Raw genomic sequence first — 15,497 nt, 5'->3', positions numbered from 1 at the left:
AACGACGGTCCTCTCCGGTGTCACCGCATCGCAATCCCCACTGCCGGGGATGGTTTCGATTCCGATGACCACCCCGACGGTTCCTCCGGTCGATCCCGGCTCGCTCTGACCGAACCCAGGAGTCTCGCATGACCCGCTTCACCGTGCTCGTCGCCGCCCCCCGCTCCCGCGCCTCCGTCCGCTCCACCGCACTCGCCGCCGCCGCCGAGGTGGCCGCCCGCGCCGGAGTCACCGAGGCCCCCGAGGTCATCGACCTCGGCGACCTGGGACCCGAACTGCTCTCCGAGACCTCCGCCGCCGTCGAGGGCGCGCTGGACCGTGTGCGCGAGAGCGACGTCCTCCTGGTCGCCTCCCCGCAGGCGCACGGCACCTACACCGGACTGCTCAAGGTCTTCCTCGACCGCCTGCCCGAGCTGGGGCTGGGCCACACCGTCGCGGTGCCCCTCGCGATCGTCGACGACCTGCGCAACAGCCACGGCATCGAGGAGGACCTGCGCATCCTCCTCGCCGACCTGGGCGCCTGGGTCGCCGAGCCCGGTCTGATCCTGTCCGAGGACGAGACCGGCCGTCCCGAGAGCGTCGTGCGCGCCTGGGCCGACATCGCCGCCCCCGGCCTGCGCCAGGCCGTCTCCGTCGCGGCCTGATCCGCGTACGCGCCGTCGGGGTCCCCCGGTCGGGGCCCCGACGGCGTGCTCCGTGCTCAGTCCCCGGACAGGGCTGCCGCGCGCTTGCGGCTGGTGTCGGCCTCGGCCCGGGCCACGTTGCCGCGCACCAGGACCACCACGACCAGGGTCAACGCGAAACCGCCCACCCGCAGTCCCAGCAGCGCCGGGTCCTCGGGCAGGCTCTCCCCGAACACCAGCGTGCCGACCACGACCATGAACACGTTGCCCACGACGTTGGACACCGGCGCGGTGATCGAGGCGCGGGCACGCTGCATCGAGGTCTGGAACAGCACGATCCCCACCGCCCAGCCCAGGGCGTACAGGTAGGGGAACGGGGAGAGCAGCGCGGGGACGATCGCCTCCCACAGCCCGTTGTCGGCGAGCAGGCCGCCGAGCCCCTTGCCCTGGAGCCCGGCGCTGCCCTGGGCCAGGCCCGCGGCGGCGCCCATCGCCGCGGCCGACACGTACCGGCCCCGACCGCCGACGGCGGCCATCACCACGACGCAGGCGACCACGGTGACCAGGCTGACGGTGACCAGGAGCGGGGTGTGCGCGGTCGTTCCGGTCTCGCCTCCGTCGGCGGTGGACAGGCTCAGCAGGCCCAGCGCGACCGGCATCAGCCCCAGGGCGACGTACTCCCCGCGGGTGATGCGCTCGCCCAGGACCAGGGTCATGACGAGCAGGCCGCAGGCCACGCCCGCGGCGAAGGCGGGCTGGACGATCGACACCGGGGCCAGGCCCAGGGAGACGATGAGCCCGACGCTGCCCAGGGCGGCGAACACGCAGCCGAGCACCCAGCGGGGGTTGCCGAGCAGCACGCGGGCCAGGTGGAGGGGCCGGTTGATCGAGATCGACTCCGAGCCGTGCAGCGCCCGTTGTTCCACGGTCAGGCCGACGGTGTAGACCACGGCGGACAACAGGGCGACCACGAGTCCGATCACGGGGGCGCCTTTCGGCTCGGGGGACGGCCGCCGGGGACGGTGAGGAGAGGGGCGGGTCGCCGTCCGGTACGGGGTACCGCTAACGTCGTGCCCTACGGCACTCCCATCGCCCCATGGGGCGTGCGCGGGTTGACGGCTTCCATATAACCAGTTCTAGTCTGGTGTGGCCAGCCGCACGCGCGATGTACGGTGAGCGTCGATGGTGCGGCGTTTGTTGATGTAGAACACGTTCCGATATCGTCTGCGGCGCGACGGTGGGAATGGGGCACGGTGCGGGACCCACGTGAGCCCGAAGAGGACACCTCCGCGTCCTCCTCCGGGGAGGGCGGTGCCGACCCGCGTGCTGCGCGGGGCCGGTTCCGCACCGTTCCCGCGCGATGCTGGGGCGCCCTGCGCGCGCGGACCGCCGATGCCCTCGCCCCCCTGCGCGACCTCACCTGGCAGGACCTGAGCTGGCGCACCCTCACCTGGCGCTGGCTGGCCTCCTGGCGCCATCGGAGCCGCCCCTCCCGTTTCGAACCCGGGCCCCTGGGCCTGCTCGGCATCATGCTCTCGGCCATGGCCGTCACCCTGTTGTTCATCCAGGCCGCTTCCCCGGGGTTCGGCGGGAGCGACGGCGAATCCGTCGGAGAACCCCTCCCCGTGCCCGGTCCGCCCTCGGGCGAACTGCGGATGATGATCGTCGGGGACGCCCTCACCCAGGGCAGCAGCGGCGACCACACCTGGCGTTACCACCTGTGGCGGCACCTCAACGAGAACCGGGTCGAGTTCGACTTCGTCGGACCCTACGACGACATGTACGACCTGGAGGAGGAGGGGTTCGGCGACGAGACCTACGCCGACCCCGCGTTCGACCGGGACCACGCCGCCCGCTGGGGGCACTCGGCCGGGGAACTCTCCGACGAGGTCTCCCGTCAGGCCGCCGAGCACGAGCCCCACTACCTGCTGCTGCTCGCCGGTCTTGAGGACATCATGGCGGGCGGGAGCGCCGACCACGCGCTCGCCGGGGTCGGCGAGACCGTCTCCACGGTGCGCGTGGTGCGGGGGGAGACACGGTTCGTCGTGGGGGAGCTGCCCCCCGTCGAGGGAACCCCCGACGACGACCGGATCAACTCCGAGATCGCCCGTTTCAACATGGGCGTGGTCGACCTTGCCGGCCGCCTCACCTCCGCGGCCTCGCCGGTCGTCATCGCCCGGGTCGCCGACGGGTACGCGCCCGCCCATGACAACTGGGACGGGGCGTACCCCAACGGGCGGGGCCAACTGCGCATCGCCGCGGCGTTCGCCGACGCGCTCTCGAACCCTCTCGGGGTGGGCCCGGCCCACCCGCGTCCGTTGCCCGACGCGGAGGTCGGGCCGCGGGTCGCCCCCGAACCGGAGCCGGAGGAGACCGGTGAGGGGCTGCTGCTCGCCTGGGAGACGGTGCCGGGAGCGACCGACTACCGCGTGACGCAGCGTCGGGTGACCCCCGACCCGGACGAGGAGACCGTGCTCCCGCTGGAGGTCGTCTCGGACGGCCGGGACCGATCCGCTCTGGTGGAGGGCCTGTTCAGCGGGGCCCGGTACGAGTTCACGGTGATCCCCTTCAAGGGTGGGGACGCCGGGGTCGCCTCCGAGCCGATTCAGCTGGTGTGGTCCGACGACCCGCCGCCGGGGCCCACGGGGATCCGTCTTGAGGACGACGGGACGACCCTGGCGTGGGACCGGGTGGACGACGCCACCCACTACGAGGTGTGGGTGCGACCGCTGGACTGCGTGATCGCCGACGACCGCCGCCCTCCGTACGACACGGTCGACGGGGGGTCCCGGGATCCCGATGACGGGGTGCCGGAACCACCGCCGGGCGGGGGACGCGATCCCGACCCCTCGCCGCCCGTCCCCGAGCCGCCCCCGACGTCCCGGCCGGAACCCGGGCCCGAACCGACGCCGCCGACCGTCCCGCCGGCCTCGGACGGCGTCCTGTGCGAGCGACGCGACGCGCGCGGACCCGAGCACGGGGACGGGTGGCGGACGCTGGGGACCACGGGGGAGGGCCCGCGCTGGTCGCTGACGGTGTCGGGCGATTACGAGGTCGTCGTGCGGTCCTACCGTGATTACGTCGAGGGCGGGTTCTCCGACTCGATCTTGACGACCCGGCCGTAGGGGGACGCGCATGGCCCGATGGCTGCCGTGGGCGGTGGGCGCGGTGACGGCGCTGTTCGCCCTGGGACCCGCGCTGGGGCGCGGATACGTGCTGCGCTACGACATGGTCTTCGTTCCCGACCTCTCGCTGCCCACCGTGCTGCGCGGAGCGGACGGGTTCCCACGGGCGATGCCCAGCGACGCCGTGGTGGCGGCGTTGTCGACGGTGGTGCCGGGGGACCTGGTGCAGTCCCTGGCGCTGGCGGCGGTGTTCCTCGTCGGCGCGGCCGGCGCGGCGCGGCTGATGGCGGACTCCCTGGGCTCGTCCCGGGCGGGGGCGCTGGTCGCCGCGTCCGCCGCTGGTCTGGCGTACGTGTGGAACCCGTTCGTGGCCGAGCGTCTACTGCTCGGCCAGTGGGCGATGCTGCTGGGGTACGCGGGGTTGCCGTGGGCGGTGGCGGCGACGGCGCGCCGTGCACGCCCCGTCGTGTACTCGGCGGGTGTGCTGCGGGCCCTGGTCCCGGCGGCGGTGGGCGGGTTCTCCTCGGTGCTCCTGACCGCGCTGACGGCCGGTCCGGTCGCCCTCTGGGGCCGCGGCGGAATGCGCCGGGCCGGGTTGTTCGCGGGGGCGCTGGCCGTGGTGTCGCTGCCCTGGCTGGTGCCGTCGTTGGCGGCGGGGGCCGCGGGGGCGGCGACCGACCCCGCGGGTGTCGAGGCGTTCGCGCCCCGGGCCGACACCCCCTTGGGGACCGTGGGGTCGTTGTTCCTCTTGGGCGGTGTGTGGAACGCCAACGCCGTGCCGACGCACCACGGGGACCCGGGGCTCGTCGCGCTGCGCCTGGCCCTGTGCCTGGCCGCCGTGGCGGGCTGGCTGTGGTGGCTGTACCGGGAGCGGCCGGCCTTCGGCGCGGGGCTGTCGGTGGCGGCCGTGCTCGGGTTCGCCGTCGCCCTCCTGGGCGTCACCGCCCCGGGGCGCGAGTTCACGGCCGCGCTCATCGACCTGTGGCCGGGCTTCGGCCCGTTGCGCGACGGCCAGCTCTACGTCGCCCCGCTCGCCCTCCTCCAGGCCCTGGGGCTGGGCGCCGTCGTGCACTGGCTCACCCTCCCCTCCGCCCGGTCCGAGGCCGATGGGGGCGCGGGGGGTGCCGGGGCGGCGGTCGGACTCGGGGCGGGCGCCGGGGTGGCGGCGCTGCCGGTGCTGCTGTCCTTCGGCCTGTGGTGGGGGGCGCAGGGCGCGCTGGCGCCGGTGGAGTACCCGGACGCGTGGCGGGAGGCGCAGGCGGCGGTGGCCGCCGACGAGCGCCCCGGGGCGGTTCTGGTGCTCCCCTGGAACGCCTACCGGGGGATCGACTGGTCGGGGGAGCCCGGTGTGGTGCTCGATCCCGCCACCAAGCTCTTCGACCGACGCACCATCTGGAACGACGATCTGGTGGTGGGCACCCCCGACGGCGGGGTCGTGGTGGTGGAGGGCGAGGACGCGCGGGCGCGTGAGGTGGCCCGGGTCCTGGATCCCGATCCCGTGACGGGGATGCCCGAGCGACTGGACGGGGCGGAACTGGCGGCTCTGGGCGTGCGCCACGTGGCCGTCTCCGCCCCGGTCGATAACCGGTTCTGGTCTGGGGTGGACGGGTTCTCGGTGGTGGTCGAAGGGGCTGACATGACCCTTTTGGAGGTGCTGGAATCCCCGGTTGACGCCGAAGAATCCGACATTTCGGGGTTGGAAGTTACCGGGGGGTTAGTTACAGTTGGGGCAATCATCTGGTCTATTGCTAGATCAGGTTCTAGTCTCGGTTCCCAGCGCACCGGCTCCGAACGGGGTCCGGGCGCGCGGAAGGAGATCCCCTAGTGATCAAGGTAATCGCCGCCTGCGTGATCGGTGTGGCTCTGGCGGGCGGGTCGGCCATGGTGGTCACCAACATCGCCACCGAGTCCACCGCCACCGCGGAACCGGTGAACGAAACCCTCTACAACTACGGCGACCGCTAGGCCGCCCGCGTTCTACGAGGTCCTTCGGGCGCCTCGCCTCCAGCGGGGCGCCCACCCGTCCCCTCGTTTCCGGCGGTCCCCTGCCCCGACCGCCCCCGTCCCCACCAACGTCCGGCCGATGGGTCCGCTCGGCGTGCGCACCGTTCTTCCCGCACGCCATCGCTCTCCGTGTTCGATTCGATGCGGAGGGTGTGAGTGCGCCGGGTTCCGGACACCCCGCGGAAGGAGAGCGCGTGGTCTTCTCGAAGCCCCACCACCGAGTGGTGGGCGGCCCGCCCACGGTCCCCGCGAACCCCGCCCCGATCCCGGCGGCCGTCGAGGAGGACCCCATCGACCTCGGTCCCCGACTCGACGGCGTCCGCCTGGTCATGATCAACTGGCGCGACCCCTGGCAGGCCACCGCCGGCGGCGCCGAGGAGTACGCCTGGCGGATCAGCCGTCACCTGGCCGAACGCGGCGCCATCGTCACCTTCCTCACCAGCCGCGAACCCCACCAGGCCCGCGTCGAGACCAAGGACGGCATCGTCATCCGTCGCATGGGCGGGCGGTTCACCGTCTATCCGCGGGTCATGGTCTGGCTGGCCCTGTGGCGTCGTGAGTACCGGCTCGCCTTCGACTGCATGAACGGCATCCCCTTCCTGTCCCGCCTGGTGCTGCGCCGCCGGACCCGGGTGGTCAGCATCGTGCACCACGTCCACGACCTCCAGTTCAACGCCTACTTCTCGGCGCCCCTGGCCTGGCTGGGCCGCTTCATCGAGTCCACCGTCGCCTCCCGGGTCTACCGCGACTGCACCACGGTCACCGTCTCGGAGTCCTCGCGTCGCGCCCTGCGCGAGAAGCTGGGCTGGCGCGCCCCCATCGAGATCATCCACAACGGCGGCGTCCAGGGTCCCCTCAAGCCCTTGGACGACGCCCCCGACGACATGGGCGATCCGGCCATCGTCAGCCTGGGGCGCCTCGTGGTGCAGAAACGCGTCTCCCAGGTCGCCGACCTGGCCCGTTCCCTCGCCGACGAGCACCCCCGCCTGCGGGTGCACATCGTCGGCCGCGGCCCCGAGGGCGACCACCTGGCCGAACAGATCTCCCGGGACGGCACCGCCGACCGCGTCCGCCTCCACGGCTTCCTGCCGGAGGAGGACAAGAACAGCGTGCTGGCCTCCTGCCACCTGCACGTCACCGCCTCCGAGTTCGAGGGCTGGGGCCTGACCGTCATCGAGGCCGCACGCCTGGGCGTGCCCACCGTGGCCTACGATGTGGACGGACTTCGCGATTCGGTCCGCGACGGCGAGACCGGATGGCTGGTGCGCGAGGGTGAGGATCTGACCGACGTGGTCTCCCGGGCGTTGAAGGAGCTCTCCGACCCCCACCGCAGGGCCGCCGTCCGTCGAGCCTGCCGGGCCTGGGCCGCACGCTTCACCTGGGAGGCCGGCGGCGCGGAGATGACCCGCCTGGTCGCCCGCGAACTCGATCTCCCCGGCGGCGCGGACGCCCCCGACACGACGGCAGGCAGGAAAACAGAGAAGTGACTTCGGCGGAATCCACCGCCAGGCGCGAACCGGAGGATTCCAGGGCACCGTCCGCCTTCGGCGGAGAGCCGGACGAGAGGCTGCTGCGGCGGCTCAAGGTCCTCGCGGTGTGTCTTCTCCTGGGCGCGCTGGCGGCCAGCATCGATCCCGGTCGGATCGTCAGCGACACCAAGCTCGACCTGACGATCAACCCCCTGGGGTTCATGGAGCGCGCCCTGCACCTGTGGGACGCCTCCTATTTCGGGCAGATCCAGAACCAGGCCTACGGGTACCTCTTCCCCAACGGCCCCTTCCACCTGCTGCTCGTGCAACTCGGCATGCCCGAGTGGCTCGTCCAGCGGTCGTGGATGGCCGTGCTGCTCATCGCCGCGTTCCTGGGGGTCTACAAGGTCGCCGGCGCATTGGGCATCGGCACCGTCAACACCCGCATCCTGGCCGGTGTCGCCTACGCGCTGGCCCCCCGGGTGCTGACCCTGCTGTCGTACAACTCGGCCGAGCTACAGCCCATGCTGCTCATGCCGTGGGTGCTGCTGCCGCTCATCCTGGGCGCACGGCACGGGTACCCGCCGGCCCGCATGGCCCTGCTGTCGGGGCTGGCGTTCCTCCTGTGCGGCGGCACCAACGCGGCCTCGGAACTGGCCGTCCTCATCGTCCCGGGGCTGTACCTGGTCACCCGGGCCAGCGGACCGCGCAAGCGTCGGCTCATGTTCTGGTGGTCGGTGGCCCTGGTCGCCGCCACGTTCTGGTACATCGTCCCGCTGCTGCTCATGTCGCGGTACGTGTACTCGTTCATGCCCTACACCGAGGACGCCGCCGTCACCACCGGCGTCACCTCACTGCTCAACGCGCTGCGGGGCACCTCCAACTGGATGGGCTTCCTCCCCGACCAGGGCAACACGGCGCTGCCCTCGGGCGCCGCCCTGTCGCTCACCCCCTGGCTGATCGCGGTCACCGCGCTGGTCGCCGGGTTGGGACTGGCCGGCCTCATCAACCGGCGCACCCCCGAACGCCTCTTCCTCATCACCAGTCTGCTCACCGGCACCGCGATCATCGTCGCGGGCTTCACCGGCGACCTCACCGGTCCCTTCGCCGGGACCATGCGCGAACTCCTCGACGGGGCGCTGTCCCCCTTCCGCAACGTCCACAAGTTCGACGCGCTCATCCGGCTGCCCCTGGTCCTGGGCCTGGCCCACCTGCCCGTCGTCGTGGCCCGGGACCGGGCCGACCGGCGCGGCGAGCCCGTCTCGGGGCGGGTGCGGCGTACCGTCGCCGCCGCCTGCGCGACAGCGTTCCTCGTCACGCTCGTTCCGATCGCCACCGTGGGCGTGGCCCCGTCGGGCGGGTTCGTCGCCATCCCGGCGTACTGGCGCGAGGCCGTCGACTGGCTCAACGACCGTTCCGACGAACGCGGCATGACCATGGCGCTCCCCGGTTCGGCGCGCGGCGAGTACGAGTGGGGTCGTCCCCTGGACGAACCCCTGCAACCGCTGCTCACGGGCGCCTGGACCAACCACCAGATCATCCCGTGGGGATCGGCGGGCGTCTCGCGCCTCACCCACGAGATCGACCAGCGGGTGTCCTCCGGGCGCGGGTCCGAGGGACTGGCCGACACCCTGGCCCGCATGGGCGTCACGCACCTGCTCGTCCGCAACGATCTGCAACGCGTCGGCAACCACGGCGGCTGGCCCGCCCGTGTGCACCAGGCGTTGCGCTCCTCTCCCGGCATCACCGAGGCCGCCGAGTTCGGTCCCCCCATCGGCTCCCTGGACCACCGGTCCGCCTCCCAGTGGTTCGACCAGCCCTACGCGGCGCTGACGATCTACGAGGTGGAGGACGCCGCGCCGACGGTGGGCGTGGTGCCCGCCGACGAGGTCGTCCGGGTCACCGGCGGCCCCGAGTCCCTGCTCCACCTCGCCGAGCAGGGGCTGGTCACCGACGACCGGCCGGTGCTGCTGGGCGACGACCCCGGGGCCGACCTGGTGCCCGCCGAGGACACGATCGTCACCGACACCGCCCGACGTCGCGAGGTCGTCTACCCCGATGTGCGCCGCAACGTGTCGGCCACCCTCACCGAGGACGAGGAACTCGAACGCGACGTCCCCGCCCCCGACGTCGTGGACCCGACCTGGGAGGACTACACGGCCCACGCCGAGGACATCGACATCGTGTCGGTGCGGGCCTCCTCCTCCGAGAGCGGAGCGGGGGCCCGCGCCTCCGATCGCGACCCCGGGCACGCCCCGCACGCCGCGCTCGACGACGACCTGACCACCTCGTGGCGGTCCAGCGCGTTCACCGGCGCGATCGGCGAGTGGATCGAGGTCGAGTTCGCCGAGCCCCAGGACCTCACCGGGCTGTCGATCGCGTTCGAGCAGTTCGCCGCCGATCCGCCGCCCTCGCGGATCAGCGTCATCACCGACACCGGAGAGGTGGAGGCCCCGGTCGCCCAGACCGACGACCCGCAGGAGGTGATGGCCCCTCCGGGGCTCACCACCACACTGCGGCTGCGGGTGGACGAACTCGCGTGGGAACCGGAGTACCGGTTCGGCACCCGGGTGGGCGTCTCCTCCATCTCCGTGCCCGGCCTGGAGCCGGCCCGCACCCTGCGCGTTCCCGGCCCCGCCGACGCCGGGACGCTGCTGTTCACCGGTTCCACGGGCACCGCGCCGGGGTGCATGGAGGGCTCCCACGTGTGGGTGTGCAACACCGGCCTCCAGGTCCAGGGCGAGGACGCCCGCCGGCTCGACCGCACCTTCGAACTGTCGGCCGCCTCCGCTTCGGCACCGCACTCGGTGTCGGGCGAGGTCGTCCTGACCGATCCGCGCGAGGCCGAGAACGCCGCCAACCGCGCCGGTTCGTACCCGTACGTCAACGCCTCCTCCACCGCCGTCCAGCATCCGGCGGCGATGGGACGCGGGGCGTTCGACGACGACGAGAGCACGGTCTGGTACCCCGACCCCGAGGAGAAGCGCCCCTGGCTCGACATCGAGTTGGGCAGGCCGGTCGAACTCGGCCACCTGACGGTGGACCTGCCCCGGGCCGACAGCGTCCTGCGCCCCATCAAGGTCATCGTCGAGGGCGGCGGCACCGTACGCGAGGGGTGGCTGGACGGCAGTGGCCGCGTCGGCTTCGCGCCGTTCACCGCCGAGACCCTGCGGGTGACGTTCGAACGCCCCGAGGGTCAGGCGCTGGAGATCGGCACGATCGCCCTGCCGGGTGTGGACCCGGTGGACCCGTCGCCCGAGGGCGACGCCTCCACCGCCTGCGGTCTGGGCCCGACCCTGCGGGTCAACGGGCAGCGGGTGGAGACGCGGATCAGCGCCGGGACCCTCGCCGACCAGCTCACCGGACGGCCGTTGCGGTACGAGAGCTGCACCGACCTGGACCTGGTGGAGGGGGAGAACCGGATCGTGGTCGACCCGGGCAACCGCTACGAGGTCCGCTCCGCCGTGGTGGAGTCGGGCTCCTCGATCTCCGAACGCCCCGAGGTCTCCCTGACCGCCCCCGCCACCGTGCACGAGTGGGGCCCCGGCGAGCGCCGTTTCGACGTCGACACCGTCTCCACCGACTCCTTCCTGGTGGTCAACGAGAACTTCAACGAGGGCTGGGAGGCCCGTTCGGCGGGCGGTGAGGCCCTGGAACCGATCCGGTTGGAGGGGTGGAAACAGGCCTGGCTGCTGCCCGCGGGCAGCGCGGGCACCGTCACCCTCACCTACACCCCCGACGCCGCCTATCACCGGGCCCTGGCCGTGGGCGCGGGGCTGGTCGCCCTCCTGGCCGTCCTCACCCTGTGGCCGCGCCGGCTGCTGCCGGGCGGCCGTGCCGCCCTCGCCGGGCCGCCGCGGGGGCCGCGCGCCCTGCCCGACGCCGGGTCGGCGTGGCCGTCGCGGTGGATCGTCCTGCCCGCGGGGCTGGCCTACGGGGTGTGGGTCGCCGGTTGGGCGGGCGCCGCACTGGTCGGGGTCATCGTGCTCTGCGTGTGGTGGTTGGGCCGCCGGGCGCCCGGCCGGCTCCGACACGCCAAGCCGGGACGTCCGTCCATGGGCGGACGGGCCCTGCCCCACCTGGCCGGACCGTGGCCGGTGGCGCTGTCCCTGGCCGCGGCCGGTTCGTCGATGGCGGTGGGCACGTACCTGGCGATCCACATGCCCTTCCACGACGTCACCCAGCTGATGGGCGGGCCGCTGCGCGGTTGGGCGGCCCAGCTGTTGTGCCTGCCCGCGCTGGCCCGACTGGTGCTGGCTCTGGGGCAGGACCCGGACCCGACCCCGGCCGACGGGCATCCGCCGTCCGCGGTGTCCGTGGCACCACCCCTCGCCGAGGCCTCCGAGCGGCCCTCCGACGGTCCGTCCGTCGGGGCGCCCCCCGCAGCGGTCCCCGCCGAGGACGACGGCACCCGGGAGAGCGACCACGAGGAGGCGCGCACATGAGCGCGGACGAGGCCGGGCGCGGCTTCCTGCCCCGGGGCACCGTCATCGCCGCGATCGGCGCCTTCCTGGTGACGTTGGCGGCGATGCTGCCGTTCTACGTCCACGAACGGGTGGCCCTGCTGCCCGCCGAGGCGCGGTTCGACGCGACCATGGTCGCCGACGGCGCCGGGTACATGGACACCTCCACGTGGACGTGGGTGAGCGGGGTGCGGATCGTCCGCACCACCTCGGTGGGCTCCCAGGCCCACGGCCCGGACTGGTCGGCGTGGGAGGTCTCGGTGGACACCGTCGCCGAGGGCGCGATGATCGACCACTGGAGCCGCCGCGTCATCGTGGACCGCCACACCGGCCGCGCCGTCAACTGCTGCGGCGAACACGTCAACGGCGACCGGGCGGTCCGCCAGGCCGGGCTGGTGTTCTCCTGGCCGCCCGGGGCGGGGGAGACGGATCACCCCTTCTACGACGCGGAGGTGCGCTCGGCGCCCCTCATGGAGTTCCAGGGGATGGACGAGATCGCCGGGCTGACGGTGCGCCGCTACACCCAGGCGATCGCCGCCACCCAGGTGCCCGAGTCGGCCCGCGAGGTCCCGGCGTGGCTGTTCACCCCGGGCGCGGAGGGCACGGTCACGGCCACGCGCTGGTTGCAGGTGATGCGCACCCACTGGGTGGAACCGATCTCCGGAACGGTGGTCAACACCCACGAGGCGCGGCTGGAGACGCTGCGCCCGCAGAACGCCCCGGGAGAGGTCCGACTGCTGCACGCGGAGCTGGGCCTGCGGGAGAACCAGATCGCCGCCCGCGCCGAGCAGGCCCGGGTCCGCTCGCTCACGCTGAGCGCCATGGACGTGTGGGCGCCCTGGACCCTGGGACCGGTGGGCGGGCTGCTGCTGGTCGCGGGCGGTGCCCTGGCCTGGATCGGTCGGCCCCGCGGCGCGGACCCGTCGGAGCCCGACGGGCCGGAGCCGGGCGACCCGGAAGTGCCCACGGATCCGCCGTTCACGGGTGGGGAGCGGGTGCCGACGGCGTAGGATCGGACGCATGTGCGGTCGTTATGCCCAGTCCAGGAACGTACAGCAGCTCCGACTCGACTTCGACCTCCCCGAAGCGGCCCTGCCCGGCGACGACGTCGACACGCGCGCCTGGCCGCCTCTGGGGGAACTGGAGCCCGACTACAACATCTCTCCCGGTCGCCCGGTCTACGCCGTGCTCGGCCCGCCCCCGCAGGCGACCGAGCGGAGCGCGCGGGGACCGTCCTCCCTGCACACCCTGCGCTGGGGACTGATTCCCTCCTGGGCCAAGGACCGCAACATCGGCTACCGGATGATCAACGCCCGCAGCGAGACGGTGGCCGACAAACCGGCCTTCCGCACGGCGTTCCGCCGCCGCCGCTGCCTGCTCCCCGCCGACGCCTACTACGAGTGGCAGCTCATCGGCAAGGACGGCACGGTGCGGGCCAGCACCTCGCCCGCCACCGACCCCGAGCACAAGAAGCGCAAGGCCAAGGCGGACAAGAAGCCCTACTCCATCCACTACCGCGACGACGAGCCGCTGGCGATGGCCGGGATCTTCGAACGCTGGCGCGATCCCGACGTGGCCGAGGACGACCCGGCCGCCTGGGTGTGGAGCTGTGCCGTCATCACCACCGAGGCCGCCCCCGCGCTCGCCCACATCCACGAACGCATGCCCGTCATCGTGCCCCGGGGTGACTGGGACACCTGGCTCGACCCGGACACCGGCGCCGAGGAGCTGACGCACCTGATGGCCGACACCCCCGTGGACCGGTTCGCGGTGGACGAGGTCTCCACCGACGTCAACAGCATCAAGAACAACCGTCCCGACCTGCTCGAACCCCTGGAGGCAGAGGACGAGGGCGGATCGGACACCCTTTTCTGACCGTTCGGGCCCCTGGACGCGGCCCGGGGGACTCTGTGTACAGTGTCCGGGGCCGCCCGGAGTCGCGGGCGGGCCCGGACACGGCACCACCGTGTCCGACAACTGGATCACGCAACGCGGGAGCTCGCGCCATGGCGGGCTGAGAGGGCGACTCAACGGTGTCGCCGACCGCAGAACCTGTTCGGGTAATTCCGACGTAGGGAGGCATGCCATGACGGCTTCGACGAGCCGTGACACCGGTTCCACCATCGGGGATCACCGGGTGACCACCGGTCCCATCATGGGATCATCCAAGGTCTACCGGGAGATCTCGACCCCCGAGGGCCTCACCCTCCGGGTCCCCCGACGCCGGGTGGGACTCACCGACGGCGGCCATTTCGATCTGTACGACACCTCCGGCCCCTACACCGACGACACCGCGCACATCGACGTCCACGCCGGGCTCCCCGGGGTGCGCCTGCCCTGGATCGACGCCCGGTCCCCCATCGGCGGAGCCGACACCCAGCTCGCCCACGCCAAGGCCGGCACCATCACCCCCGAGATGCGGTTCGTGGCCGAACGCGAGGGCCTCGACCCCGAGTTCGTCCGCGCGGAGGTGGCCATCGGCCGGGCGGTCATCCCCGCCAACCGCCGCCACCCCGAGTCCGAGCCGATGATCATCGGCAAGAACTTCCTGGTCAAGATCAACGCCAACATCGGCAACTCGGCCGTCACCTCCTCGGTGGAGGAGGAGGTCGAGAAGATGGTGTGGGCCACCCGCTGGGGCGCCGACACGATCATGGACCTGTCCACCGGCAAGCGCATCCACGAGACCCGCGAACGCATCCTGCGCAACTCCCCGGTCCCGGTCGGCACGGTGCCGATCTACCAGGCGCTGGAGAAGGTCGACGGCGACCCCGCCGCCCTCACCTGGGAGATCTACCGGGACACGGTGATCGAGCAGTGCGAGCAGGGCGTGGACTACATGACCGTGCACGCGGGCGTCCTGCTGCGGTACGTACCGCTCACCGCCCGCCGGGTCACCGGCATCGTCTCGCGCGGCGGCTCCATCATGGCCGCCTGGTGCCTGGCCCACCACAAGGAGAGCTTCCTGTACACCCACTTCGAGGAGCTGTGCGAGATCCTCCGGGAGTACGACGTGACGTTCTCGCTCGGCGACGGGCTGCGCCCCGGCTCCATCGCCGACGCCAACGACGACGCCCAGTTCGCGGAGCTGCGCACGCTCGGCGAGCTCACCCACATCGCCCGCGCCCACGACGTGCAGGTGATGATCGAGGGCCCGGGGCACGTGCCCCTGCACAAGATCGCGGAGAACGTGCGACTGGAGGAGGAGCTGTGCGGTGAGGCGCCGTTCTACACGCTCGGCCCCCTGGCCACCGACATCGCCCCCGGGTACGACCACATCACCTCGGCGATCGGCGCCGCCCAGATCGGGTGGTACGGCACGGCCATGCTCTGCTACGTCACCCCCAAGGAGCATCTGGGGCTGCCCGACAGGGACGACGTCAAGACCGGCGTCATCACCTACAAGCTCGCCGCCCACGCCGCCGACCTGGCCAAGGGGCACCCCCGGGCCCAGGAGTGGGACGACGCCCTGTCCAAGGCCCGGTTCGAGTTCCGTTGGCGGGACCAGTTCCACCTGTCGCTGGACCCCGAGACCGCGACGGCGTTCCACGATGAGACGCTGCCCGCCGAACCCGCCAAGACCGCGCACTTCTGCTCGATGTGCGGACCCAAGTTCTGTTCCATGAAGATCACGCAGGACGTGCGCCGCTACGCGGAGGAGAACGGGCTGGACACGGTCGAGGCCGTCCAGCGCGGTATGGCCGACAAGTCCGCCGAGTTCGAGGCGCACGGCAATCGGGTCTACCTGCCCCTCACCGAACGCCCCTGACCCGACCTGGACGTTCATCCGCCGACCATGGGTGGACCGGTGGT

10 protein-coding genes are annotated in these 15,497 nt (G+C 72.5%); 9 read left to right on the top strand and 1 reads right to left on the bottom strand.

All coding sequences use genetic code 11. From position 1 onward, the window contains the following. The first annotated feature begins 128 nt into the window (after positions 1-128). Entirely contained in the window at positions 129-644 is a 516-nt protein-coding gene (locus tag RM479_RS23120; protein WP_311513842.1) for an NADPH-dependent FMN reductase, read from the top strand. 56 nt (positions 645-700) lie between these two features. Here the strand turns inward: RM479_RS23120 and RM479_RS23115 are convergent, their stop codons facing one another. Beyond that, entirely contained in the window at positions 701-1,606 is a 906-nt protein-coding gene (locus tag RM479_RS23115; protein WP_311513841.1) for a hypothetical protein, read from the bottom strand. A 546-nt stretch (positions 1,607-2,152) separates the two neighbouring features. Here RM479_RS23115 and RM479_RS23110 point away from each other — a divergent pair. The 8 genes from RM479_RS23110 to thiC all read left to right on the top strand — a co-directional run bounded on the left by RM479_RS23110 (position 2,153) and on the right by thiC (position 15,453). Then, positions 2,153-3,748 carry an SGNH/GDSL hydrolase family protein gene (locus RM479_RS23110; RefSeq protein ID WP_311513859.1) on the top strand — a complete coding sequence of 532 codons (1,596 nt, stop codon included), beginning with the start codon at positions 2,153-2,155 and terminating at the stop codon, positions 3,746-3,748. Between the two features lie 10 nt (positions 3,749-3,758). Then, positions 3,759-5,573 carry a hypothetical protein gene (locus RM479_RS23105; RefSeq protein ID WP_311513840.1) on the top strand — a complete coding sequence of 605 codons (1,815 nt, stop codon included), beginning with the start codon at positions 3,759-3,761 and terminating at the stop codon, positions 5,571-5,573. Beyond that, entirely contained in the window at positions 5,573-5,713 is a 141-nt protein-coding gene (locus RM479_RS23100; RefSeq protein ID WP_274808570.1) for a hypothetical protein, read from the top strand. The genes RM479_RS23105 and RM479_RS23100 overlap by 1 nt, the downstream gene beginning before the upstream one ends. A gap of 233 nt (positions 5,714-5,946) precedes the next feature. Further along, positions 5,947-7,239, top strand: a complete 1,293-nt coding sequence (locus tag RM479_RS23095; protein WP_397222947.1) for a glycosyltransferase family 4 protein — start codon at positions 5,947-5,949, stop codon at positions 7,237-7,239. Next, complete coding sequence (locus RM479_RS23090) at positions 7,236-11,666, top strand: alpha-(1->3)-arabinofuranosyltransferase (protein WP_311513839.1); 4,431 nt, start codon at positions 7,236-7,238, stop codon at positions 11,664-11,666. The genes RM479_RS23095 and RM479_RS23090 overlap by 4 nt, the downstream gene beginning before the upstream one ends. After that, positions 11,663-12,694, top strand: coding sequence for a DUF3068 domain-containing protein (locus tag RM479_RS23085; protein WP_311513838.1), 1,032 nt, complete (start codon positions 11,663-11,665; stop codon positions 12,692-12,694). The genes RM479_RS23090 and RM479_RS23085 overlap by 4 nt, the downstream gene beginning before the upstream one ends. 10 nt (positions 12,695-12,704) lie before the next feature. Then, positions 12,705-13,559 carry an SOS response-associated peptidase gene (locus RM479_RS23080; RefSeq protein ID WP_311513837.1) on the top strand — a complete coding sequence of 285 codons (855 nt, stop codon included), beginning with the start codon at positions 12,705-12,707 and terminating at the stop codon, positions 13,557-13,559. 211 nt (positions 13,560-13,770) lie between these two features. Further along, on the top strand, positions 13,771-15,453 hold the full coding sequence (gene thiC / locus RM479_RS23075; protein WP_311513836.1) for a phosphomethylpyrimidine synthase ThiC: 1,683 nt from the start codon (positions 13,771-13,773) through the stop codon (positions 15,451-15,453). Positions 15,454-15,497: the final 44 nt, after the last annotated feature.

The organism is Nocardiopsis lambiniae (genome assembly GCF_031845465.1).
Classification (GTDB): Bacteria; Actinomycetota; Actinomycetes; order Streptosporangiales; family Streptosporangiaceae; genus Nocardiopsis; species Nocardiopsis lambiniae.
This window is presented reverse-complemented; position numbering and strand designations above follow the sequence as displayed.

Coding starts and splice junctions, on each gene's coding strand:
- RM479_RS23120 (WP_311513842.1), top strand. CDS start 129: ATGACCCGCTTCACCGTGCTCGTCGCCGCCCCCCGCTCCCGCGCCTCC.
- RM479_RS23110 (WP_311513859.1), top strand. CDS start 2,153: ATGCTCTCGGCCATGGCCGTCACCCTGTTGTTCATCCAGGCCGCTTCC.
- RM479_RS23105 (WP_311513840.1), top strand. CDS start 3,759: ATGGCCCGATGGCTGCCGTGGGCGGTGGGCGCGGTGACGGCGCTGTTC.
- RM479_RS23085 (WP_311513838.1), top strand. CDS start 11,663: ATGAGCGCGGACGAGGCCGGGCGCGGCTTCCTGCCCCGGGGCACCGTC.
- RM479_RS23080 (WP_311513837.1), top strand. CDS start 12,705: ATGTGCGGTCGTTATGCCCAGTCCAGGAACGTACAGCAGCTCCGACTC.
- thiC (WP_311513836.1), top strand. CDS start 13,771: ATGACGGCTTCGACGAGCCGTGACACCGGTTCCACCATCGGGGATCAC.